At 69.1% G+C, this 21,866-nt stretch carries 20 protein-coding genes; 7 read left to right on the forward strand and 13 right to left on the reverse strand.

All coding sequences use genetic code 11. The features are described from left to right. Together G6048_RS51995 and G6048_RS29735 are read right to left on the reverse strand one after the other, a co-directional pair. Positions 1-210 (reverse strand): FmdB family zinc ribbon protein (locus G6048_RS51995; RefSeq protein WP_165342689.1); only part of this gene is annotated, 210 nt, incomplete at its 3' end. Between the two features lie 114 nt (positions 211-324). After that, positions 325-1,425, reverse strand: coding sequence for a substrate-binding domain-containing protein (locus tag G6048_RS29735; protein WP_206342285.1), 1,101 nt, complete (start codon positions 1,423-1,425; stop codon positions 325-327). A 153-nt stretch (positions 1,426-1,578) separates the two neighbouring features. Here G6048_RS29735 and G6048_RS29740 point away from each other — a divergent pair, with 153 nt between their 5' ends. From G6048_RS29740 to G6048_RS29750, 3 genes are all read left to right on the forward strand, one after another. Continuing rightward, a complete protein-coding gene (locus G6048_RS29740; RefSeq protein ID WP_165342690.1) occupies positions 1,579-2,022 on the forward strand; it encodes a MarR family winged helix-turn-helix transcriptional regulator in 444 nt (147 codons plus the stop codon). Positions 2,023-2,517: 495 nt separating this feature from the next. Further along, positions 2,518-3,753: an MFS transporter gene (locus G6048_RS29745; protein ID WP_165342691.1), complete on the forward strand. Its 1,236-nt coding sequence runs from the start codon at positions 2,518-2,520 to the stop codon at positions 3,751-3,753. Between the two features lie 152 nt (positions 3,754-3,905). Beyond that, a complete protein-coding gene (locus tag G6048_RS29750; RefSeq protein WP_165342692.1) occupies positions 3,906-4,712 on the forward strand; it encodes an NPP1 family protein in 807 nt (268 codons plus the stop codon). Positions 4,713-4,765: 53 nt separating this feature from the next. Here the strand turns inward: G6048_RS29750 and G6048_RS29755 are convergent, their stop codons facing one another. Next, complete coding sequence (locus G6048_RS29755) at positions 4,766-5,452, reverse strand: hypothetical protein (protein WP_165342693.1); 687 nt, start codon at positions 5,450-5,452, stop codon at positions 4,766-4,768. A gap of 193 nt (positions 5,453-5,645) precedes the next feature. Here G6048_RS29755 and G6048_RS29760 point away from each other — a divergent pair, with 193 nt between their 5' ends. After that, on the forward strand, positions 5,646-6,275 hold the full coding sequence (locus G6048_RS29760) for an NADPH-dependent F420 reductase (RefSeq protein WP_165342694.1): 630 nt from the start codon (positions 5,646-5,648) through the stop codon (positions 6,273-6,275). 89 nt (positions 6,276-6,364) lie between these two features. On the opposite strand, the gene G6048_RS29765 is transcribed toward G6048_RS29760, so the two are convergent. Both G6048_RS29765 and G6048_RS29770 read right to left on the reverse strand, forming a co-directional pair. Next, complete coding sequence (locus G6048_RS29765; RefSeq protein WP_165342695.1) at positions 6,365-7,729, reverse strand: FAD-dependent oxidoreductase; 1,365 nt, start codon at positions 7,727-7,729, stop codon at positions 6,365-6,367. 129 nt (positions 7,730-7,858) lie between these two features. Beyond that, complete coding sequence (locus G6048_RS29770) at positions 7,859-8,743, reverse strand: Gfo/Idh/MocA family protein (protein WP_165342696.1); 885 nt, start codon at positions 8,741-8,743, stop codon at positions 7,859-7,861. 163 nt (positions 8,744-8,906) lie between these two features. Between G6048_RS29770 and G6048_RS29775 the strand changes: the two genes are divergently transcribed. From G6048_RS29775 to G6048_RS29785, 3 genes are all read left to right on the forward strand, one after another. After that, a complete protein-coding gene (locus G6048_RS29775; protein WP_165342697.1) occupies positions 8,907-9,476 on the forward strand; it encodes a TetR/AcrR family transcriptional regulator in 570 nt (189 codons plus the stop codon). 73 nt (positions 9,477-9,549) lie between these two features. Further along, a complete protein-coding gene (locus G6048_RS29780; RefSeq protein ID WP_165342698.1) occupies positions 9,550-10,746 on the forward strand; it encodes a GDSL-type esterase/lipase family protein in 1,197 nt (398 codons plus the stop codon). 320 nt (positions 10,747-11,066) lie between these two features. After that, positions 11,067-13,160 (forward strand): DUF1996 domain-containing protein, encoded by a 2,094-nt coding sequence (locus G6048_RS29785; protein ID WP_328827333.1) that lies wholly within the window; start codon positions 11,067-11,069, stop codon positions 13,158-13,160. 84 nt (positions 13,161-13,244) lie between these two features. Here the strand turns inward: G6048_RS29785 and G6048_RS29790 are convergent, their stop codons facing one another. From G6048_RS29790 to G6048_RS29825, 8 genes are all read right to left on the reverse strand, one after another. Further along, entirely contained in the window at positions 13,245-14,096 is an 852-nt protein-coding gene (locus G6048_RS29790) for an intradiol ring-cleavage dioxygenase (RefSeq protein ID WP_165342699.1), read from the reverse strand. A 116-nt stretch (positions 14,097-14,212) separates the two neighbouring features. Beyond that, entirely contained in the window at positions 14,213-15,412 is a 1,200-nt protein-coding gene (locus G6048_RS29795) for an esterase-like activity of phytase family protein (RefSeq protein WP_165342700.1), read from the reverse strand. A 28-nt stretch (positions 15,413-15,440) separates the two neighbouring features. Beyond that, positions 15,441-16,379 (reverse strand): ABC transporter permease, encoded by a 939-nt coding sequence (locus tag G6048_RS29800; protein WP_165342701.1) that lies wholly within the window; start codon positions 16,377-16,379, stop codon positions 15,441-15,443. After that, positions 16,376-17,497, reverse strand: a complete 1,122-nt coding sequence (locus G6048_RS29805; protein ID WP_165342702.1) for an ABC transporter permease — start codon at positions 17,495-17,497, stop codon at positions 16,376-16,378. The genes G6048_RS29800 and G6048_RS29805 overlap by 4 nt, the downstream gene beginning before the upstream one ends. After that, positions 17,494-19,080 carry an ABC transporter ATP-binding protein gene (locus G6048_RS29810; protein WP_165342703.1) on the reverse strand — a complete coding sequence of 529 codons (1,587 nt, stop codon included), beginning with the start codon at positions 19,078-19,080 and terminating at the stop codon, positions 17,494-17,496. Before G6048_RS29810 ends, G6048_RS29805 begins: the two co-directional genes overlap by 4 nt. A gap of 13 nt (positions 19,081-19,093) precedes the next feature. Further along, positions 19,094-20,185: a BMP family lipoprotein gene (locus G6048_RS29815; protein WP_235990480.1), complete on the reverse strand. Its 1,092-nt coding sequence runs from the start codon at positions 20,183-20,185 to the stop codon at positions 19,094-19,096. A 112-nt stretch (positions 20,186-20,297) separates the two neighbouring features. Beyond that, positions 20,298-21,047: a purine-nucleoside phosphorylase gene (gene deoD / locus G6048_RS29820; protein WP_165342705.1), complete on the reverse strand. Its 750-nt coding sequence runs from the start codon at positions 21,045-21,047 to the stop codon at positions 20,298-20,300. Next, the gene (locus G6048_RS29825; RefSeq protein WP_165342706.1) at positions 21,047-21,796 is read right to left on the reverse strand and encodes a glutamine amidotransferase; all 750 of its coding nucleotides are present in this window, start codon (positions 21,794-21,796) and stop codon (positions 21,047-21,049) included. The genes deoD and G6048_RS29825 overlap by 1 nt, the downstream gene beginning before the upstream one ends. Positions 21,797-21,866: the final 70 nt, after the last annotated feature.

The raw sequence follows: 21,866 nt of genomic DNA on the forward strand, positions 1-21,866 counted from the left end.
CGGTGAACGTCCACGACCCGGACCCCAGCGCCCTGCCCAGGCGCCGAGCGACACCGCTCGACAGCGCGGAGGGGTGAGCATCGGGGCGGTGAAGACCCTGCGGGCCTGGTCTCCGCACGCGTCGCACGGTTCTTGGGGGAGGGCGTGGCCGATCGGACGGATTACGTCGAAGGTGCCGCAGCCCGGGCAGCGGTATTGATACGTGGCCATGACGACCAACCTCCAAAAGCTTCGAGAGAAAAGTATTTTCAATCGAAGTAATTGGGCAAGAGGGCAGCGCGTTACGGGCGTGTAAAAGAAAGGCTCACCGCGGGGAGGAGGCGGCTACGGTAGCTGCTGGAGCACGTCCCACTGCAGCCCGTCGGCCGCGGCGAGGAAGACCCGCTGCTTCAGATGGCGGTCCCGGATCTGCACGGTGCCGCGCGGAGACTCGTACTCGAGGCCCTCGGCGGTCGCCTGGATGCGGTCCATGTCCATGGTGCCAGCGCGGCGCAGCAGTTCGGTGAGCATGCGCACGCCCTCGTAGCAGGATTCGCCGAGGCTGTTGAGCACCGGCGCCCTGGGCCCGAAACGGCGGAAGTACGCGGCGGCGAAGTCAAGGCCGTACGCCGTCGGCAGGTCCTCGAAGTAACCGGCCGAAGTCATCAGGCCCCGGGTGTTCTCCGGCCCGGTCGCCAGCAGCACGTTCTCCTCGATCAGCGAGCTGAACCGGATGTGGTCGCGGTCGAGCCCGGCGGCGGTGAACGCGCGGTTGAAGAGCACGGCGTCGTCGCCGATCAGTAGCATGAGGACGGCCTCGCAGTCGCTGGCCGCGACCCGGGCCAGGACCTGGCCGAAGTCCTTGGTGCCGAGTGGCACGTACATCTCGTCGCAGACCTCGCCGCCGAGTTCGCGCAGATAGCGGTGGGCGGCGCGGGCGGAGGAGCGGGGCCAGACGTAGTCGTCGCCGACGATCGTCCACCGGCGGATGCCGAGTTCGCCGGCGAACCACTGCAAGGCGGGCCGCAGTTGGCGGTTTGGGGTCTCACCGGTGAGGAATACGCCGGGAGACCGTTCGCCGCCCTCGTACAGCGCGGTGTAGACGTACGGAACCCGGCCGTCGATGCGCGGGGCGACGACCTCCCGGACGGCGGAGATGTGCCAGCCGGCCACCGCGTCGACGACGCCGCCTGAGATCAGCGCGTCGATCTCGGTGGCCACCTGCTCGCGCGGCGCCCCGCCGTCGACGAGTACGAGCCGCAGCTCCTTGCCCAGCACTCCCGATTCGGCGTTGACCTCCTCGGCCGCGAGCCGGGCGCAGCACTCGCAGGACGGGCCGAAGATTCCGGCCGGGCCCTGGAGCGGGATCACGAGGGCGACATTCAGCGCGTCCAGGGTCCGGGGGCCTGCCGGAGTGCCGAGCCGGACAGACGCCTTCTCGATCATAGGCGCTCACACTAGCGATTGGTTGCTACGAGAATATTTCGCGGCGATAAGGAAATGACTGTATCGTGGAATCACTCCATGCGAACCTGCCGGTCTGCCGTGCGCTGACGATCGGCCACCATGGCGCCGCAACGACACCGATTTGGCAGGGCGATGACGACGACCCCGGCAACGGCCGTATCCGACCTCGACTTCGCGCGGGCGCTCACGCTCGTGGAGCGGAGCGTCGTATCGAGGCTCGGTGAGGCGCTCAAGGCGGAGGGTGCGACGCTCGAGGAGTGGCGCGTGCTGTCGTTCCTGGGCGACGGCACCGGCCACGCGATGACGGAGATCGCCGAGTTCGCACTGCTGTCGGCTCCCACCCTGACCAAAGTGGTCGACCGCATGGTGTCCCTCAACCTCGTTCTGCGCCGGGTGGACGACGCGGACCGGCGACGCGTGCTGGTCTTCGCGTCCGAGCGCGGCAACGAGGCGCTCGGCCGCTGGACGGCGGCCGTGGAGCAGGAACAGGAGAGCATCGTGACGGCCCTCGGTGGCGAGGAGGCGGCACTGCTGAGGACTCTGCTTCAGCGGGCGTGGCGACGTCTGGGTTCCTGAGACGACTGTTGAACTTGCCGCCCTGGCCTGGCTGTTGCGGCTCACGGCGTTGTTGCCCCCCGGTTGACGCGGAGGTGTTCTGCGCCTCAGGTCGTAGTCGGCGGGCCAGACGAACCGGGTGCCCTCGCCGACGAAGGTGCGTACGGTTTCTAGATCCACGCCGACCGAGCGTACGGGGACTTGTCGACGTCCGGTGCGTACAGCGCCCTTATGGGGGCGCGGGGCTGTGACGTTGTGCGGCTCCGCCGTGATGGGGCCCCCGTTCGAGCGAAGCCGAGAGTGGGGGAGCAGCCGAGAGTGGGGGAGCGACCAGCCACAACGGACCCGCAGCTTTGAACCGCGCCCCCAGCGGAGCGCTACCGCACCGACCTTGGGCCACAACGCCCAGTTGTGCCTTCCTGGTCGAGTGGTTGTTTGACCGCTCGGTCCCCGCTCGGTTGGATCTCGCTGGTCAACGCGACGTTGGTCCAGCGAGGCAGCGGGGGTGCACTGGACGTGGCGGCCAGGCGCCCGCTGGGGCGGCAGTTCGGCTGGCTCTGGATGGCATACGCGGTGAGCACGTTCGGCACACGACTGGCGTTCGACGCCTTCCCCTTGATCGCGATCATGGTGCTGCACGTCGGCCCGGCCGAGGTGTCGGCGCTCGCAGCCACGGGACTGGCGGTCGGCGCAGCGGCAGCCTTACCGCTCGGCCCCTGGGTGGAGTTCCGCCGCAAGCGCCCCGTGATGGTCGCGATGGACCTGATCCGGTTCGCGGCACTGATGAGCGTCCCGGCCGCGTACGCGCTCGGCCGCCTCGGCTTCGTCCAGCTCCTGATCGTGTCGGTCGTCGTCGCTGCGGCCGACATCACCTTCACAACCGCGAGCGGCGCCTGCCTCAAGGCACTCGTACCGCCGGAGAACCTGCTCGTCGCGAACGGGCGGTTCGAGTCCACGACCTGGACCGCCACCGTGCTCGGACCGCCGCTCGGCGGGGCCGCGATCGGGCTGTTCGGCCCGGTGATGACCGTGGTGGCCGACGCGGTCAGCTACCTGCTCTCGGCCGTGGGTATCCGCGCGATCGGCGGCAGGGAGCCGCGCCCCGTGCGAACCGGCGCACGGGGCCGGCTCAGAGCCGGCGACCTGCTCGAAGGGTGGCGGTACATCCTGGCCCACCCGGCGCTGCGCCCGCTGTTCTTCAACACGATCCTTGTGAGCGGCCTGATCATGGCGACCTCGCCGCTGCTCGCCGTCCTCATGCTCGGCGACCTCGGATTCGCGCCATGGCAGTACGGCCTCGCCTTCGCCGCGCCTTGCCTCGGCGGCCTGATCGGCTCACGACTGGCCCGCCGGCTCGTCGCACGGTTCGGGCAGCACAGGGTCATGCTCACCGCCGGGACGCTGCGCGCGTGCTGGCTGCTCGGGCTCGCCTTCGTCCGCCCCGGCACCGCCGGACTCGTGCTCGTCATCGCAGTCGAATTCGGGCTGATCACCAGCATGGGCGTGTTCAACCCCGTGTATGCCACCTACCGGCTCGAACAGACGGCGACGGACCGGATCGCCCGCACCCTGTCCGCGTGGTCGATCACCAGCAAACTCACCGTCGCGGCCCTTACCGCCCTGTGGGGCCTGCTGGCCGCCCTCACAGGCCCCCGCACCGCGATCGCCATCGCCGGCCTCCTCATGCTCACAACTCCGCTTCTCCTGCCTCGGCATGACGATACGTCAGGGGATAAACCGGAAGGGGCGTGAGCCGCACTTGATCCGCCGTCACTCGTGCGACGCCCGACTCGGCTCGTCAACTCCCGTGTAGTTGGTGGGCGCTTCATCGTGACAACACCTCTCTGAGATCACGTGTCAACGCGCATCCAGGTGACTGTTCTGACCATGTCAACCATGCCATCATGCGCACCCCCCACACCGTGGTCGATCAGGAGGACGCGTTGAAGACGAGTTCACGGATCCGCAGGGCAACTCTCATACTCGGCAGCGCCGTTGCGCTGGTCGTCGCCTTCCCGGGCAGTGCTCTCGCGGCCCCGCCGCGGTCCTTGCCCGCCAACGCGGAAGCACTGGAGCAGACGTTCCAGCCGACATACGACTACGACACGGACGGCTGCTACTCCACGCCCGCCATCGGCCCCGACGGCACCATCAACGGCGGCCTCAACCCCTCCGGCGCCGTCAACGGCGAGTGCCGCGACGCCTCGGACCTGGACAACACCAACGGGTACTCCCGCTCCAAGTGCAACAACGGCTGGTGCGCCATCATGTACGGCCTGTACTTCGAGAAGGACCAGGCCGTGGCGGGCAGCGGTCTCGGCGGACACCGCCACGACTGGGAGCACGTCGTGCTGTGGGTGCAGAACAACCAGGCCATGTACGTGTCCACTTCGGCCCATGGCAGCTTTGACGTGTACGGCCGCGACCAGATCCGCTGGGACGGCAACCACCCCAAGATCGTGTACCACAAGGACGGCGTCAGCACCCACGCCTTCCGCCCCGCGGGCTCGGGCGACGAGCCGCCGGAGAACCACAAGGGCAGCTGGCAGTACCCCCCGCTGGTCGGCTGGAACGGCTACCCCGCGGGTCTGCGCGACAGGCTGAGCCAGGCCAACTTCGGCAGCGCCAACTTCGGCCTCAAGGACGGCAGTTTCAACAACCACCTCGCCGCTGCCAAGCCGGCCGGCATCGCCTTCGACCCCCACGCCTGAGGTACGACGCCGGAGGCGCCGCCGCACCCCCAGCGCAGATGACGGCTCGTCAGTCAGTCCCCGGCTGACTGGGTTTCGGCCGCGGCCGGCGCCGCCGGCTCCGGCGAGTCCGGGGCGGTGTAGAAGACAGAGGTGCCCTGCTTGGTGCGGTGGGCCTGGCTCCTGGCCACGAGTCCTTCGAGCGTGGTGCGTACGACGGTGGTCTTGATGCCACGCTCGGGGTGGGCCTTGCCGAGCGCGGTGGCGACCTCCGCCGCGGAGCGTGGCTCACTCTGCTCGCCGAGATGACGGCGGATGAGCTCAACAAGGGTGGGCTGGGCGGACTTTGAAGCTTCGGCCTTGGCTTTGGGCTCGGTCTTGGGCTTCTTGGCCGCCGCCTTCTTGGCCGCGGTCTTGCCGCCCTGTGCGGTGGTGGCCTTCTTCGGTCCGGCCTGCTTTCCGGTGCCGGACTCGGTCGTGGTCTTCGCCCTCTTCCGCTTGGGAGTTGAGGGTGACGTGGGTGCCGCGGCGTCTTCGGGCGCAGCGGGCTGAGTGGGCAGAGTGGGCGCCTCCGCGCCGAGCGCCCGCTGCATGCTCAGGAGCACGGTGTGGTCATGCTGCAGGGCGAGCAACTGCTCCTGCAGCGCGCTGATTTCCGCGCGAATGCGTTCCTGTTCCTTGGTGTTGCGGTCGAGGTCGCCGACCACCTGGGCGAGGTACTGCGACGTCAGTTCAGTGGCTGGGGTAGTGCTCTCCGTCATGGTGCTGACCTTCCTCGTTCCTTCGCGAGCCGCACGTGCCGCGAGGTGCACCGGCATTGTGATGTACGTACGGATGAAGCCGGTTGTTCCCTTGAAGTTACGCCAGGCTCTGTGGACCTACGTCCTTGGTACCGGTGCCGCCTGGGCCTGCGGCCCGATCCGCCGGGACTGGTGCGCAACTTAGCGTCACAGTATGCGAATCGGAATTCTTGGCACGGGCAATGTCGGCCGGGCACTGGCCGCGGGCTGGTCCGCGGCGGGACACGAGGTCGTACTCGGGTCGCGTCGGCCGGAGGAACGCACGGATCTGGGCTTCGCCGTCGCCGCACTCGGCGAGGCGGCCACACATGCGGAGGTGGTGGTCAACGCGACGCCGGGAACGGCATCGCTGGACGTACTGACCACGATCGGAGCGGCGGCGCTGGACGGGAAGACACTCGTCGACGTCGGCGTCGGGCTCTCCGACGACTTCACCGAACTGTTCCACCCCAACAGCAGTCTGAGCGAACAGATTCAGGCGGCGTTCCCCGGGACCATGGTGGTCAAGACGCTGTGCACCATGGACGCGTCCGCGATGACCGACCCCGGTGGCCTGGACGGCCCGAGCACCGTCTTCCTGTCCGGCAACAACGCGGCGGCCAAGCGGACCACCGCCACGCTGCTCGACGACCTCGGCTGGCCGCCGGCATCCCGGCTGGACATCGGCGACATCACCACCGCACGCGGCCAGGAGCACTTCGCCCTGCTCTTCATGGGCATCGCGGGCGGCCTGGGCACCCATACCTTCAACATCAACGTCGTCCGTCGCACGTCTGTGGCGTGACACGACAGCCCCGCACGCCCAGCAAAACGCCGCGCGGCCGGACCGTATCCCCTGCACATGGGGAACGGTCCGGCCACGCGGCTTGAGTGCTACGCGCCGCTCTCCTTGAGCATGTCCTCGCGTTCGACGATCTTCACGCGCTCCCTGCCTTCGGGCTCACCCAGCGCCTTCTCCGCGGCGTCCAGGCGGTACCAGCCCTCCCAGGTCGTGAAGCGGACGTTCCGCTCGGCGAGGAACGCGTCCACGGCCTCCGGAGCGGGTGAACCGGGCGTGTGCAGGCGGTCGTTCGTGTAGTCGTCCAGCAGATTGGCGACCGTCTCGTTGGCGTCGCCCTTCGTGTGACCGATCAGACCCACGGGACCGCGTCGGATCCAGCCCGTGACGTACGTCGACTGCAGGTGCGCGCCGGTGTCCTCGAGCACCCGGCCGCCGCCGTCCGGCACCGTGCCCGACTCGACGTCCCAGGGCAGCTTGGGCAGTTTGTCGGAGAGGTAACCCACCGCGCGGTAGACCGCCGTGACGTCCCAGTCCTTGAACTCGCCGGTGCCCTTGACGTTGCCGGTGCCGTCGAGGGTGGTGCGCTCGGTGCGCAGGCCGACGACGCTGCCGTCCTCGCCGAGGATCTCGGTCGGCGACTCGAAGAAGTGCAGGAACAGCTTGTGCGGGCGGTCGCCGACATCGCGGATCGCCCAGTTCTCCAGGGTCTTGGCGACCATGTCGGCCTGCTTGTTGCCGCGCCGGGTCTCGATCGAGCCCTCGTCGTAGTCGATGTCCTCGGGGTCGACGATGACCTCGATGGTGGGGGAGTGGTCCAGCTCCCGCAGCTCCATCGGGCTGAACTTCGCCTGCGCCGGTCCACGGCGGCCGAAGACGTGGATCTCCCGAGCCTGGTTGACCTTCAGGCCCTCGTGGACGTTCGGTGGGATCTCGGTCGGCAGCAGTTCCTCGGCCGTCTTGGCCAGGATGCGCGCCACGTCGAGCGCCACATTGCCGACGCCGAGCACGGCGACCTTCTCCGCCTCGAGCGGCCAGGTCCGCGGGACGTCCGGGTGGCCGTCGTACCAGGAGACGAAATCCGCCGCGCCGTACGACCCTTCGAGGTGGATGCCGGGTATGTCGAGCGCCCGGTCGGCCGTCGCTCCGGTGGAGAAGACCACGGCGTCGTAGAAGGTACGCAGATCGTCCAGGCTGATGTCGCGCGGGTAGTCGACGTTGCCGAAGAGGCGGATCTGCGGCTTGTCGAGCACCTGGTGGAGGGCCTTGACGATGCCCTTGATGCGGGGATGGTCGGGGGCCACGCCGTAACGGATCAGGCCGAACGGAGCGGGCATCCGCTCGAAGAGATCGATGGACACGCCGGGTTCGGCGGCCACTTCGGACTTCAGCAGCGCGTCGGCGGCGTAGATCCCGGCGGGGCCGGCTCCGACAATGGCTACCCGCAGGGGGCGGGGCATGATCAGGTTCCCTTCGAGCGATGAACAGGCAACTCGTCGGCAACCCTAAACTAAGGCAAGCCTTACTTGGTACGAGGGTCCGGTCTATGACCTCATAAAGCAGCTTTATGGGATGGCCGGGAATTCCCGTCAGTTCCGCTCTGTGAGCTGGGCCTCGGCCGCGGCCAGGATCTCCGTGACCCGCAGGCCGAAGGCAGCGTCGCACGGATCCGGGCGGCCGGTGCGGGCGGCGGCGAGGAGAGCGTCGGCCGCCCGGACCAGAGAGGGAACCGCTCCTTCGGTGGACTCGGGCAGGACGGTGACGCCTGCCTTGCCGCGCAGTTCGAGCGTGGCTCCGGCCGCCGCGGGCGGCGCGGTGAGGCTCAGCGTCAGCGTGCTCGACGCCCCGCTGACGTGCTGAAGGATCAGGTGAACGGTGTCCTCCGGGCCGCGAGCGGCGGCCGCCACCCGCTCGACGTCGCCGAGAACCGGCAGCAGTACGGACAGGGCATGCGGGCCGACGTCCCAAAGGCCACCCTTCTCCCGTCGCCACGGCGAGTCGGCGAACGGGCTGCCGTCGGTGAACACCGAACCGAGCCACTCCGCACGCCCCGTGAACCACCCGTCCAGAGCGGCCTGTTCGGCGATCCAGGCCTGAATGGTGGACTGGAAACGGGCCGTGAAGAACACGACCGAGGCGACATCGGCCTCCGTTGCCGCCTCGACGACCGCCCGCCCCTCCTCGACGCTCGCCGCGAGGGGCTTGTCGAGCAGCAGATGGCAGTTCGCCCGCGCCGCGCGCGCCGCGAGCGGGGCCTGAACGGAGGGAGGCAGGGCGATCGCGACGGCGTCCACTTCGGCGAGCAGGGTGTCGACGTCCTCGTACGCGCGTGACCCGTGCCGTTCGGCCAGGGCCTCGGCCGCCTCCTTGCGCCTGCCCCACACGCCCACGAAGTCCAGTTCGCGGTGCTCGCTCAAGGCAGGGGCATGGGCCATCTCGGCCCACGGTCCTGTGCCGAGCAGTCCGATGCGCATGCCGCCGCCTCTCCTCGTGCCGATGTCATGGGGCGGCCGATGCCGTTGTGGGCCGGCCGCCTGCTGAGCCTTTCACGCGGGCGGACTCCTGCGGCAGTGACGTAATTTGCCTAAAGGCTTTAGGCAGTCGCATGATTGGTTATGCCGAATGGGAGGTGGGTGCATGACACGAGTAGGGCTGACAGTGGAACGCCTGACCCGGGCGGGAGCCGAACTGGCCGACGAGGTCGGCTTCGAGCAGGTGACCGTCTCGGCGCTCGCCAGGCGGTTCGACGTCAAGGTCGCGAGCCTCTACTCGCACCTGAAGAACTCCCATGACCTCAAGACCAGGATCGCCCTGCTCGCCCTGGAAGAACTCGCCGACCGGGCCGCCGACGCCCTGGCCGGGCGGGCCGGCAGGGACGCCCTGACGGCCTTCGCGAACGTCTACCGCGACTACGCCAGAGAGCACCCCGGCCGTTACGCCGCTGCCCAGTTCAGGCTCGCCCCTGAGGCGGCCGCCGCCAGCGCCGGCGGCAGACACGCGCAGATGACGCGGGCCATTCTGCGCGGTTACGACCTGGCGGAGCCGGACCAGACCCATGCGGTCCGGATGCTGGGCAGCGTCTTCCACGGCTACGTCAGCCTGGAGTTGGCCGGCGGTTTCAGCCACAGCGCCCCCGACTCACAGGAGTCCTGGTCACGAATCCTGGACGCCCTCGACGCGCTGCTGCGGAACTGGCCCGCGCCCTGAGGCAGCGGACGAAGACCGTGCGCCACGCGGCACATCCGAGCAATCCGACCATGCCGATCAACAGGCGGAGGCCATGCCCACCCACTCCAACCGGACCACCACGCCCATCACCACACCCATCACTTCGGACCTCCTTCGCGGCGCCCTCGACCTGGAGCCCACCCCACACGGCGTACTGCCACACCGCCTGCCCGCCCGAGCCCGCGCCCAGTACACCGACCCACAACTCGCCATGGCGGAGTCACAACCCTCGGGCGTACGACTGCTCTTCCGCACCCGTGCCACCACCGTCGAACTGGACACGCTGCCCACCAAGCGGACGTACGTGGGTGCCCCGCCCCGCCCGGACGGCGTGTACGACCTGCTCGTCGACGGTCAGTTGACTGCGCAGGCCACCGTGACGGGTGGCAACACCGTGACGATCGACCTGGCCACCGGAGCCGCCGAGCAGCAGCCAGGACCGCCCGCCACCCTCAGCTTCACCGAACTGCCCGACGGCACCAAGGACATCGAGATCTGGCTGCCGCACAACGAGACCACGGAACTCGTCGCCCTGCGCACCGATGCCCCCGTCGAGCCGGTACCCGACCGAGGTCGCAAAGTCTGGCTGCACCACGGCAGTTCGATCAGCCACGGCTCCGACGCAGCGAGCCCCACCACCATCTGGCCCGCACTCGCCGCCTCCCTCGGCGGCGTGGAACTGATCAACCTCGGCCTGGCCGGCAGCGCCCTGCTCGACCCCTTCACCGCCCGCGCGATTCGGGACACCCCAGCCGACCTGATCAGCCTCAAGCTCGGCATCAACGTGGTCAACGCCGACCTGATGCGCCTGCGTGCCTTCGCGCCCGCCGTGCACGGCTTCCTCGACACCATCCGCGAGGGCCACCCCACCGCACCGCTGCTGGTCGTCTCGCCCATCCTGTGCCCCATCCACGAGGACACGCCCGGCCCCGGCGCCTTCGACTTCGACGCGCTCGCCGCCGGGAAGCTGCGTTTCCTGGCCACCGGCGATCCTGCCGAGGTCGCCGCCGGGAAGCTGACGCTAGGCATCATCCGGGACGAGCTGTCCCGCATCGTGCGCCAGCGGGCGGCCGACGACCCGCACCTGCACTACCTCGACGGTCGCGATCTTTACGGCGAGCGGGACTTCGCCGAGCTGCCCCTGCCCGACGACCTCCACCCCGACGCCGCCACCCACCGCCGCATCGGCGAACAGTTCGCCGAGCTGGCGTTCACCGCGGGCGGCCCCTTCACCGGCAACGGCGCCTGAAAGCCACGTACTCCGGGACCTCACGGACGCGCGGCGGTGACGAGCCAGTAGCGGCCCATCAGCTTGTACGGCACTGTCGGGCGGACTGTCCGGGGTGTCCGTCGAATCCGTCGTATCCGGCATGCCTGTCATGGGGGACGTACGGAGCCGACCGACCTCGATGAGCTGCGCGAATGCGATGGTGGCCCTCATCCGGGTGCGACTGATTCGTGAGAGGTCTCTATGAATTTCTGGGGTGTTTGAACACGGAGGGGCTCGGATCCGTATGGGGGCAGGGGAAATTCTTGCCCGTGCCTCCGACGAACCGTAGGAGTACTCCCGTGAGACGCAACACGCGAAGACGCCCAACAGGCGCACGACGCACGACCTTTGCGGCGGCCGCGCTGATGCTGGGAGGAGGTGCGCTGGTAGCGGCGAACGTTTACGCCACGGCTACCGAGAGCGGCTCGGGTCAGCAGCCGAGCCAGAACGACCAGGTACTGGCTTCGGGTGCCGCCACCATCGACTGCCCGGACGTCGGCAGTAAGTTGACGGCGGTTCCGGACCAGGCGAGAGCGGAGGTCGACAAGGAACTCGCCCTCCTGGACAAGCAGATCGCCGAGGCCTACCAGCGACTGCAGAACACGGCGCGGGCCCAGCAGCAGGACACCGGCTTCGCCGACAACGCGATCATGAATCCGCTGAAGGACAAGCGGACCGCGACGATCGACCGGATCGCCATCGCCATCGGACGTGTGGGGGAGAAGCCGCAGGGTCTTGAATCCCTTGCCGCCTGTACGTTGCGCGCCACCGGCAACGAGGCCGGCGGCGGCGAGAACGGCGACCAGGGCGGCGACGGCCAGGGCGAAGGCGACGCCAACCAGGACGAGCAGGGCCAGGACCAGGGTGGCGGCCAGGACCAGGGCGACCAGCAGGGCGACAATGGCGGTCAGGCCGGGAAAGCGCCCGTGGCCGCGGACTTCGTCGACATCAAGACCGTGCAGCCCAACGTGGCCAAGCCGCAGCAGCAGGCCAACGCCTCCCGCGGCACCTTCACCACCAGCTGTGGTGTGAACGCCAACGGCCTGTTCAACTCGGACAACGTGATCGTGGCTCCCGGTGTCACCAACGGCGCCCACCACTTCCACGACTACATCGGCAACCAGGCCAACGACGCCTTCGCGAGCGACGACGACCTGGCGAACGGCGACACGACGTGCGTGGACCAGGGCGACAAGTCCACGTATTACTGGCCGGTGTTGCGTCTGCAGAACGGCGTGCAGGAGCAGGACGCGAACGCGCCGGGCGGCGGCATCGAGGGCAACGTCGGTGAGATCGTCACGCCCAAGAAGGTCACCTTGAACTTCGTGGGCAACCCGCAGAGCAAGGTCACCGAGATGCCGCGACTGCTGCGCATCATCACCGGCGACGCCAAGGCGTTCGTCAACGGCACCGCGAACGCCAACGCCTCGTGGAGCTGCACCGGGTTCGAGGACCGGCAGCTGAAGGACAAGTATCCGCTCTGTCCCCAGGGCAGTGACGTGGTGCGCACCTTCAAGTTCCAGAGCTGCTGGGACGGCCGGAACATCGACAGCGCGAACCACCGCGCCCACGTGGCCTTCGCCGACGCCAACGGCAACTGTGGGAACGGCTTCCAGGCCATCCCGCAGCTGGTGCAGCGCATCGTCTACGACGTCGACGCGCCGAGCCTGAACGACGGCGGCCGTACGGTTCCGTTGTTCGCGGTGGACACTTTCCCCGAGCAGGTGCACAAGCCGGTCACGGACCACGGCGACTTCATCAACGTCTTCGACGAGGACCTGATGAAGGAGATGGTCGACTGCATCAACGCCGGCCGGAAGTGCGGCGTGGGCGGCGACGCGGGTGCCGGCGATGACGCGGGCGCCGGCGAGGAGCCGCAGGACAAGCCGACGGACAACCCGACGGACAAGCCTGACGACGGGGCCGGTGAGAACGGCGGCGACGCCGGGAACGGCGGAAACGGCGGAGCGGATGCCGGTAACGGTGACAACGCCGGAGACGCCGGCAACGGTGACAACGCCGGAGATGCCGGAGACAAGGACCCGCAGGAGCCGGCCACAGAGGCGCCGGACGCGGAACCGGAGGTCGGTGACGCGGCCACCAACCGCCCGGACCCCAAGGTGTACGCGACGCCCTCGCCCACCCAGGGCGATCAGGACGTGGCACCGGCGGAGGGCTCGGACGACAACGGCAATGGTGGTGAACGCGACTACAACAACGAGGCGCCGGACGTCAGTGGGAACGATCAGGCGGCCGGTGCAGATACCCAACCGCAGGGTGGTTCCGGCTCGCTCGCCGAGACGGGTACCCAGCTGTGGCCGGCCGCGGCCGGAGCGGTGCTCTTGATCTCCGGCTTCCTGCTCCTCCGCAGGATGAGGCGCAGTTCGTACTGAGTACTGAGCACCGACGCCTTCTCCGGAAGGCATCAGCTGGCGACCGGACCCGCACCCGCGGGTCCGGTCGCCGCGTTTCTACGGTCAGACCGGCACCGTAAGCGTGGCTGTGTAGCCCTTCTCGACGCTGCCCTCGACCGCGGCCATCTGCTGGTCGTAGCCGTCGCTGAAGATCATGTCGCCCTCCAGGGAGAGTCGGCTCAGCTCCTGGACGCTCTCCTCGTAGCCGTCGCTCGCGTACACCGTGTCGCAGACCTCCTTCGGCAGCGCGAGCTGTGAAGTCGCCGTGATGGACGTGGCGTTGGTGGCGTCGTCCAGGCTGCCGTACACCTCGAAGTGGATGTGCGGCCAGCGGCCCGTGTAGCAGGCCGGGAAGATGCTGGTGAACGTGACCTGGCCCTCGGCGTCGGTCTCCTGCACGCCGCGCAGGTAGTTCTCCTCGGTGACGCCCTCGGAGTACAGCGAGTAGTTGCCCTCCCGGTCGCAGTGCCAGATATAGACGGCCGCGCCTTCCTTCGGCGTATCGCAGCCCGAGGCGGCGTCGACGACGGTGAGGCTGATGGTCAGCGGTACGCCCTCGGCCTTGCCACTCGCGGAGCCGAAGCTGGAGGTGATGTCCGAGCGGACGACGCCGCTTTCCTTGAGGACGTTGACGCCGTTGGACCCGTCGCCGGGGAAGGGCCCCGCCGTCTCGCCCGGAATGGTCTCGCAACTCGCCTCGGAGGCCCCCGAGGAGGCCCCCGAGGAGGCCCCCGAGGAGGCCCCCGAGGACGAGGCCGAACCGGGCGAGGAGCCGGCGGTGTCCGGATCGTCGCTGCTGCAGCCCACCACCGGGACCAGACTCACGCCGGCCAGCAACCGGATCATCTTGCGGCGGTGAAGCGTGGGGAGGTCGAAGGAGAGACCTCTGTCGTGGTCGTGGAGTTCTTCGCTCATGACTAAACGCGCCTTTGCTCTTCCGTGTCGCCCGCTGGTCTGCGTGACAGTAAGGGCGCTACCTGTGAAGCGTCCACGAACCGGCTGTGCCTTGCCAGGGACGGCGACCGCTGCTGTCAGGGCTGAACCCTCGACAGGCCCGAACGGACCGACAGCAGATGGAACTTGGTGACGCTGCCGTTGAAGCCGAAGTTGTCGTCGGCGACGAGGACGAGTGACCGGGAGCCGTCGGGCAGCCTCGGCCCCCAGGTGATGCCCTCGACGTTGTCGGCGTCGGTGCCGGAGGCGGTGAAGTCGTACAGGAGTTTCTTCCGCATGGGCTTCTCCGAGCCGGACAGGGCCTCCTTGCCGCTGACGTCCGTCGCGCCCCTCGTACTGGTCCAGTACAGCCGGATGGCGAAGCCGACGCCGGAGGCGAAGGACCGCTCGACGGTGAGGTAGTCGGTGTTGTTGATCGCGAGGATTTCGGAGACTCCCCGGTCCGCTGCGTACGTACCGACCGGGGGCGGCAGTGGCGCGGTCGGCGCGTCGGAGATCGGGTCGACCTCGTAGACGTGCTCGGCCTCCGGCTTGCCCGTCCGGCGGTCCATGACCAGCAGCCGGGACGGGCTCTTCGTGGTCAGGCCGGCCGCGGGGCCGTCCTGGACGAGCGCGTTCTCCGTGACGGTGATGACCTTGTCGCCGTCGGGGGAGAGGGTGAGCCCTTCCAGGGCCTGGTTGTTGCGGACGCCCGCGGTGAGGGTGCCCGAGGCCGACCTGACGGGTGCGTACGGCTTGGGCAGCGGCAACTCGCGTACGTAGCCACCGGACGTGGTCGCCTCACGGACGAAGGCGGGCTGCCCGGACGAGGAGGCGCCCTCGCTGGTCCACAGCAGGCTCTTGCCGTTCGGCATCCGGCGGATCGCCTCGGGGTCGACGGCCTTGGGGGCGAAGGGTCGGCCGTTGGCGTCGTCCAGCACGGTCAGGCCGTCGAGTGCGGGCTTGTCATCGGCGAACTCGGCTCCGTCGAGGGGTAGTTGGAGGGTGTAGAAGCGGGCCTTGCCGTTCTCCGAGCGGTCGTCGCTGAGGGCGGTGTACGTGCCGGACGCCGGGTCGTAGTCGATGCCTGACAGGCCGCCGAACGGCATGCCGAACTCCGTGGTTCCGGCGGGCACGGTGAGTGTGTCGAGCAGCCGCACGCCCTGCCGTTTCGCATAGGTGGCGGCTGCGGATTCGACCGCGAAACCATTCGAGAAGGAAAGGCTGACGAGGAGTCCCGCCGCGGTGAGGCCTCCGAGGAGTGCGCGTCCGCGGCGGGCCCGATGTCTGTGGCGCATGAAAGTCCTTCCGTGGAATGTGAGTTGTTCAGAGGGATGCGGTCGCGACCTCCCCGGCAGCGCCCCGCCGCTTCCGCCGCCACGCGTACACCGCGAGCGCCACCAGCGTCATCGCGTACGGGATCGTCGACACCAGCTGCGGCGGTACGTCCAGCGTGCCGAGCTGCACGGCCAGCGCCTCCGCCGCGCCGAAGCCGAGCGCGGCGAGGAAGACGCCCCACGGGCGCAGTCCGCCGAGGAAGACCGCCGCGAGGGCGATGAAGCCGCGGCCGGCCGTCATGTCCCGTACGAAGAAGGACACATACCCCATGCTGAGGAAGACCCCGGCGAGGCCCGAGAGCGCGCCGCTGAGGGCGAGCCCCGCGTACTGGACACGGCGTACCGGGATGCCGACCGACGCGGCGGCGTCCGGCATCTCACCGACCGCACGCAGATGGAAGCCGAAGCGGGTGCGGAAGAACAGCCAGGCGACGAACGGCGCGGCCAGGAAGGCCAGCCAGGCCACCAGGTTCTGACCGCTCACCACGTCGCCCACCACCGGCACGTGCTGGATGCCCGGCAACGTGACCGTCGGCAGGGTGCCGCTCTTCAGGCCGGAGGTGCCGCCCTTGTCGTCGAGGAGGGTATAGACGGCGTAGGCGGTGGCACCCGAGGCGAGCAGGTTGATACCGATGCCCGCGATGATCACGTCGGCGCCCAACTCCAGCCGGAGCGCGGCCAGGAGCACGCCCAGCAGCGTCGCCACCGCGACACCGCACACCGCGCCCAGGGCGACCGAATGGCTGTACCCGGCGACCAGCGCGCCCGTGCAGGCCGCGCTGAGCATCTGCCCTTCCAGGGCGATGTTGCTGACGCCGGCGCGTTCGGCGACCAGTCCGCCGAACGCGGCGAGCAGGTACGGCGTGGCGACCCGCAGCACGGCCGCCAGGAAGGCGCTGCTGAGGACGACGTCGAGGACGGAACTCATCGGACGCCCACCTGCTTCCGTGCGATCCGCCGCTTGAGGAGCTCCGGCAGCGCCTGCGCGGTGACCAGCAGCACGATGACCGCCTGGATCACGACCACGATCTCCGTACCGACGTCCGTCTGCTGTTCCATGATGTCGCCCCCGGCGCGCAGGTAGGAGTAGAAGAGCCCGGCCACCACGACGACCAGCGGGTTGTTACGGGCCAGCAGAGCGACCACGATCCCCTCGAAGGCGAGGGCTCCGGACAGGCCCGGTTCCAGGCGGCCGTACACACCCTGGACGAGATGCGCTCCGGCGAGGCCCGCGACCGCGCCGCCGATGACGAAGCTCCACTCGATGACCCGGGGCACCTTGATGCCCCCGTACGCCGCGAAGTCGGGGTTGGCGCCGGTCATCCGGATCCGGTAGCCGAGCGGGGTACGGGTGATGAGCAGCCACAGCCCGACGGCGGTGAGCAGCATCAGCCCGAGACCGACGTTGGCCCGGCCCATCGGGATGCCGAACCAGTCGCTCAGCGGGGTGAGCGCGGAGTCCTGCTGGATGGGCTTCGAGTGCACTGCGCTGCTGCCCGGCTCCTTCAGCGGGCCGTTGACCAGGTAGTCGTAGACGCGTACGGCGATGGCGTTGAGCATCAGGGTGGCCACGATCTCGTTGGCGCCGAGGCGTGCCTTCATCGTGCCCGGCACCAGGCCCATGCCGGCGCCCGCCATGGCCGCCGCCACCATGGGCACGATCACGGCGGCGACCGCGGGCAGCGGCAGGAAGACCGCGACGGCGGCTGCCGCCAGCGCGCCCGCGTAGAGCTGGCTCTCGGCGCCGAGGCTGATCTGCCGGGCGCGAAAGGGGATCGCGACCGACAGCCCGAGCAGGGTGAGCGTGGTGGCGTCCTCCAGCCAGCGGCCGACACGGAAGGAGCGGTCCAGCGGGCCGGTGAGCATCACTTCGTACGCCCGTACCGGGTCGTTGCCGGTGGCGAGCATGACCAGGAAGCCGATGGCCAGGGCGGCCAGGATCGTGGCGAGGGCCATGCTGAGGTCGACGGCGAGGTCGCGGCGCCGGGTCGCCTTGTACTGGCGTCGGTCCTCGGTCTCGATCAGGGTCATGGGGGTGGCGGTCATGAGACGTCCCCCCGGTCTTCCAGACCGGCCGTGAGGTGCTCCTGCTCGTGCCGCTCGACGCCGAGCATGTAGAGACCCACCCGCTTCTCGGTGAGTCCGGCCGTGTCGTCGAACCGGGCGACCAGACGGCCGTCCTTGAGGACGAGCAACCGATCGGAGAGGGCGAGGAGCTCGGTGAGGTCGGCGGAGATCAGCAGAACGGCGGCACCGGCATCGCGGGCGGCGACCAGCTGCTCGTACATGAACCGCATGGCGCCCACGTCCACGCCGCGCGTGACCTGAGAGGCAATCAACAGGCGTGGCCCCGCAGAGAGTTCGCGGGCGACGATCACCTTCTGCATGTTGCCGCCGGACAACGCCCGTACCGGCACGGACGGGTCGGGCGTGCGGATGGTGTACTCCTCGATCAGCCGCTCGGCGTGGGCGCGCACGGCACCGGGGTGCAGTACGCCACGGCGGGCGAGGGGCGGCCGGTCGTGGCGGTCGACGACGAGGTTGTCGGCGATCGACCCGTCGAGCGCGGCGCCGTTGTGCAGCCGGTCCTCCGGTACGTAGCCGACGCCGGCCCTGCGATGGCCTGCCACGTCGAGACCGGCCGTGTCCGTGCCGCCGACGTGGACCGTGCCCGCGGTGGGGCGGCGCAACCCGGCCAGGATCTCGGCGAGTTCGCTCTGGCCGTTGCCCTCGATACCGGCGACCCCGACGATCTCCCCGGCAGCCACGTCGAAGTCGAGGCCGTGCAGGGACTGGCCGACCGGTGCCTCGTGCTCGAGACGCCGTACCCGCAAGGTGGTCTCCCCGGGTCGGGCGGCGGCGCGTTCCACCTCCAGGGACAGGTCGCGGCCCACCATCATGGCGGCGAGCGACCGCTCGGTGGAGTCGGCGGTGGCGACAGTCCCCACCAGGGAACCGGCGCGCATCACGCTGACCTGGTCGCTGATCTCCCGTACCTCGCGCAGCTTGTGCGAGATGAACAGCACGGTCATCCCGCCGTCGCGCAGTCGGCGCACCGCGGCGAACAGGTCCTCGGTCTCCTGCGGAGTGAGCACGGCGGTCGGCTCGTCCAGGATCAGCACCTTCGCCTTCCGATGGAGGGACTTGAGGATCTCGGTGCGCTGCCGCATGCCGACCGACACCTCTTCGACGCGTGCCCTGGGCTCGACGGCGAGTCCGGCCTCCTCCGCGAGCCGGGCGGTCGTCTCGACGGCCGCCTTCGGGTCGACCAGACCGCGGCGGCCGGGTTCGACGCCGAGGACGACGTTCTGGGCGACGGTGAAGGAGGGCACCAGCATGAGGTTCTGGTGCACCATGCCCACGCCCAGCGCGATCGCCGAGGCCGGGCCGCGCAGTGTCCGGGGCTGCCCGCCGATCACGATCTCGCCCGAGGAGGGCTGCTCGAGACCGTAGAACAGCTTCATCAACGTCGACTTGCCGGCGCCGTTCTCACCCACGACCGCCCGGATCTCGCCCGGCGGGACCTCCAAGTCGACGCCGCGTACGGCGCGTACCCCGTTGCCGTACGTCTTGGTGACCGCGCGAGCGGCGACGGCCGGACCGTCCTTGCCCCATGGCTCGTTCATCATCAAGGCCGCTCGGCTAGAAGGCGCTGGGGACCGTGACGGAGCCCGACTTGACCTTGTCGGCGGCTTCCTGGACTTCGTTACGGGTCTTCTCGGGCACCAGCTCCCGGAAGTGGTCGTCGTCGACGTAGCCGACGGCGTCCTCGGCGAGCCCCACGGTGTCGACGGCCCCGTACTTCAGGGAGTCCTTCTGGTCCGCCTGCGCGGCCTTGTACAGGGCGGTGCCGACGTTCTTGAGGATGGAGGTGACGACGGTGTTCTTCTGCGCCTGGTCGGTGAGCGTCTGGTACTGGTCGGAGTCGACGCCGAAGGTGTACCGCTTGGCCGTCACCGCCGACTCGAAGGTGCCGAGGCCGGAGAGCCCGGCGACCGGCCATACGAGCGCGGCGCCCTGGCCGTACATGGAGGTGCTGATCTCCTTGCCCTTGGCGGGGTCGCCGAACGGCTTGTCGCCGCCCACGTATTGGACGAGGACGTCGGAGTTCTTTCCGCCCGCGTCCTTGAATCCCGCCCTGAAACCGACGACGAAGTCCTCGATCACCGGGATCTTCACCCCGGGCATCACGCCGACCTTCTTCAGGGATTCGGCTCCCTTGAGGGATTTCGCGGCCACCAGCTTCTCGGCCAGGAATCCGGCGAGATAGCCGCCCTCGTTCTGCTTGAAGGTCACGGAGTAGACGTTCTCGCACTTGTTGGAACAGGCGCCGTTCTTGCCGCTGTAGTCCACCGGTGCGTCGAAGAGCCAGAACTTCTTGTCCGGGAATTGTGGGGCGAGTTCGCCGATGTACTCGGTGACCTCGAAGGTGCCGGCCGCCAGGATGTCGTAGTCGTCGGCCGAGGCGGCGTCCTCGAATCCGGGCTCCCACTTGGTGCGGTCGGAACCCAGCTCGACCACCTTGAGCTCGTAGCCGAGGTCCTTTTCGGCCTTCTTCAGCCCCTCGTAGGCGGAGTCGAAGAACGACTTGTCGCCCAGCCCGCCATTGATCACCAATTTGATGCGCGGCTTGCCGGAGGACGCCGCTCCGGAATCGGCCCCGTCCGATCCTCCGCACGCGGTCAGTGCGAGTATGCCCGTCACCGCGACGGCGGCGCTTCTTCCGTATCGCATCATGGACCTCCTGATCATTTTGTTGCTGAGTGAGTGGCTGCGTTGACAGTAGGAAGTGCAAAACGTTTTGGCTACGTTGCCCGGTTTCTGTTTGATTTCCGGCGCGGGAATTTCAGACATCGGTGAGCAGCGCGGTGGCGGCGATGCGCAGCGCCCGGTCGAAGTCCGTCTCGCGTTCCTCGGCGGTGAGGGCCTCGCCGGTGCGGAGGTGGTCGGAGACGGTCAGCACGGCGAGCGCTTCGCCGCCTTCCGCGCAGGCCACGGCATACAGGCCCGCCGCCTCCATCTCGACCGCGAGCGTGCCCCGGCGCTGGATGGCGTCGAAGAGAGCGGGGCGGTCCAGGTAGAAGTGATCGCTGGTGAACACCGGGCCGATGTGGACCGCCGCACCGCTGGACTTCTCCAGTTCGGCTGCGTCCGCCGCTGCCCGCAGCAGCAGGTACGAGGGAGCGAGGGAGAGCGTCACGCCGTCGACCAGGATGCGGCTGAGGCTGGAGTCGGTGTGCGCGGCGGAGGCGATCACCACGTCCCGTACCGCGACCGACTCCGTGATCGCACCGGCCGTGCCGACCCGGACGATCCTGCGCACGCCGTAGTACCGGAACAGCTCCGTCGCGTAGATCGACACCGAGGGAATGCCCATACCGGAGGCGAGGACCGACATCGGTACGCCCTGGTGGCGGCCCGTGTAGCCGAGGATGCCGCGGATGTCCGTGACCTGCCGCGCGTCCTGAAGGAAGGTGTCGGCGATCCGCCGGGCGCGGCGCGGGTCGCCCGGCATCAGCACGAGTGGCGCGAAGTCGCCCCGCCCGGCCGCGATATGGGGCGTACCGGCGAAGGGAGGAGTGACGTGAACGGGCATCACAGCTCCGATCCGGCGAGCCAGCGCACCAGTCGGTCCCACAACTCGGCGTACCCGTCCCAGGCCAGGAACGGCGGCGGTGCCCAGTGCGGAGCCACGTCGGAGGTGAACGCCGCGGACCTGCCCGCGCCGTGGCCGCCGACGACGAGCAGGGGATGCCCGGCACACTCGGCCAGCAGCGAGGCCTCCGGTCGCACGGTGACCTCGTTGAGGCCGAGCAGCGCGGGCCAGGACCGCCCAAGTCCTCGTACGACCGGGTGCTCGCCCACCACCTCGGGAGCGGCTCCGGCCGGGAGCTCCACCCGGTCGTCGCGGTCCAGCATCAGCACCGGCAGGGCGGCGGCGAGCGGCGAACGCCCCCAGCGCGCGCGGGCGTCGATACCGCTGAACGTCAGATAGCCGCCGATCATCAGCACCCCGCCGCCCCGCTCCACGAAGCCGCGCACCAGCTCCGAGCGGTCGGGCGCGGGGACCGACCGGTTGAAGGTCTCGGGCGGCAGCTGGAAGCTGTTCGCACCCACGTCGCTGATGACCACGACGTCGTACGCGTCGAAGGCATCGGCGGAGCCCGGCACTCGGCTGGGGATCTCGTGCGAGGGGACATAGGTCACCTCGTGGCCTCGTGAGCGGAGAGCGTCGAGGAAGACGCCTCCGCCCTCGGTGTACTCCGCGGTGTGGAAGGCGTCGAAGCCCTTCTGATGGACCGTGTACGTGAACCAGGACTCGCCGACGACGAGCACTCTGGGCATGGCGAACCGCCTTTCCAAGGCTGAGCAGGGCAGGGGGTAGCGCGGCGCGGCACGTCAACTCCGTACCGTG

This window comes from Streptomyces ureilyticus, from assembly GCF_011045025.1.
GTDB classification, from domain to species: domain Bacteria; phylum Actinomycetota; class Actinomycetes; order Streptomycetales; family Streptomycetaceae; genus Streptomyces; species Streptomyces ureilyticus.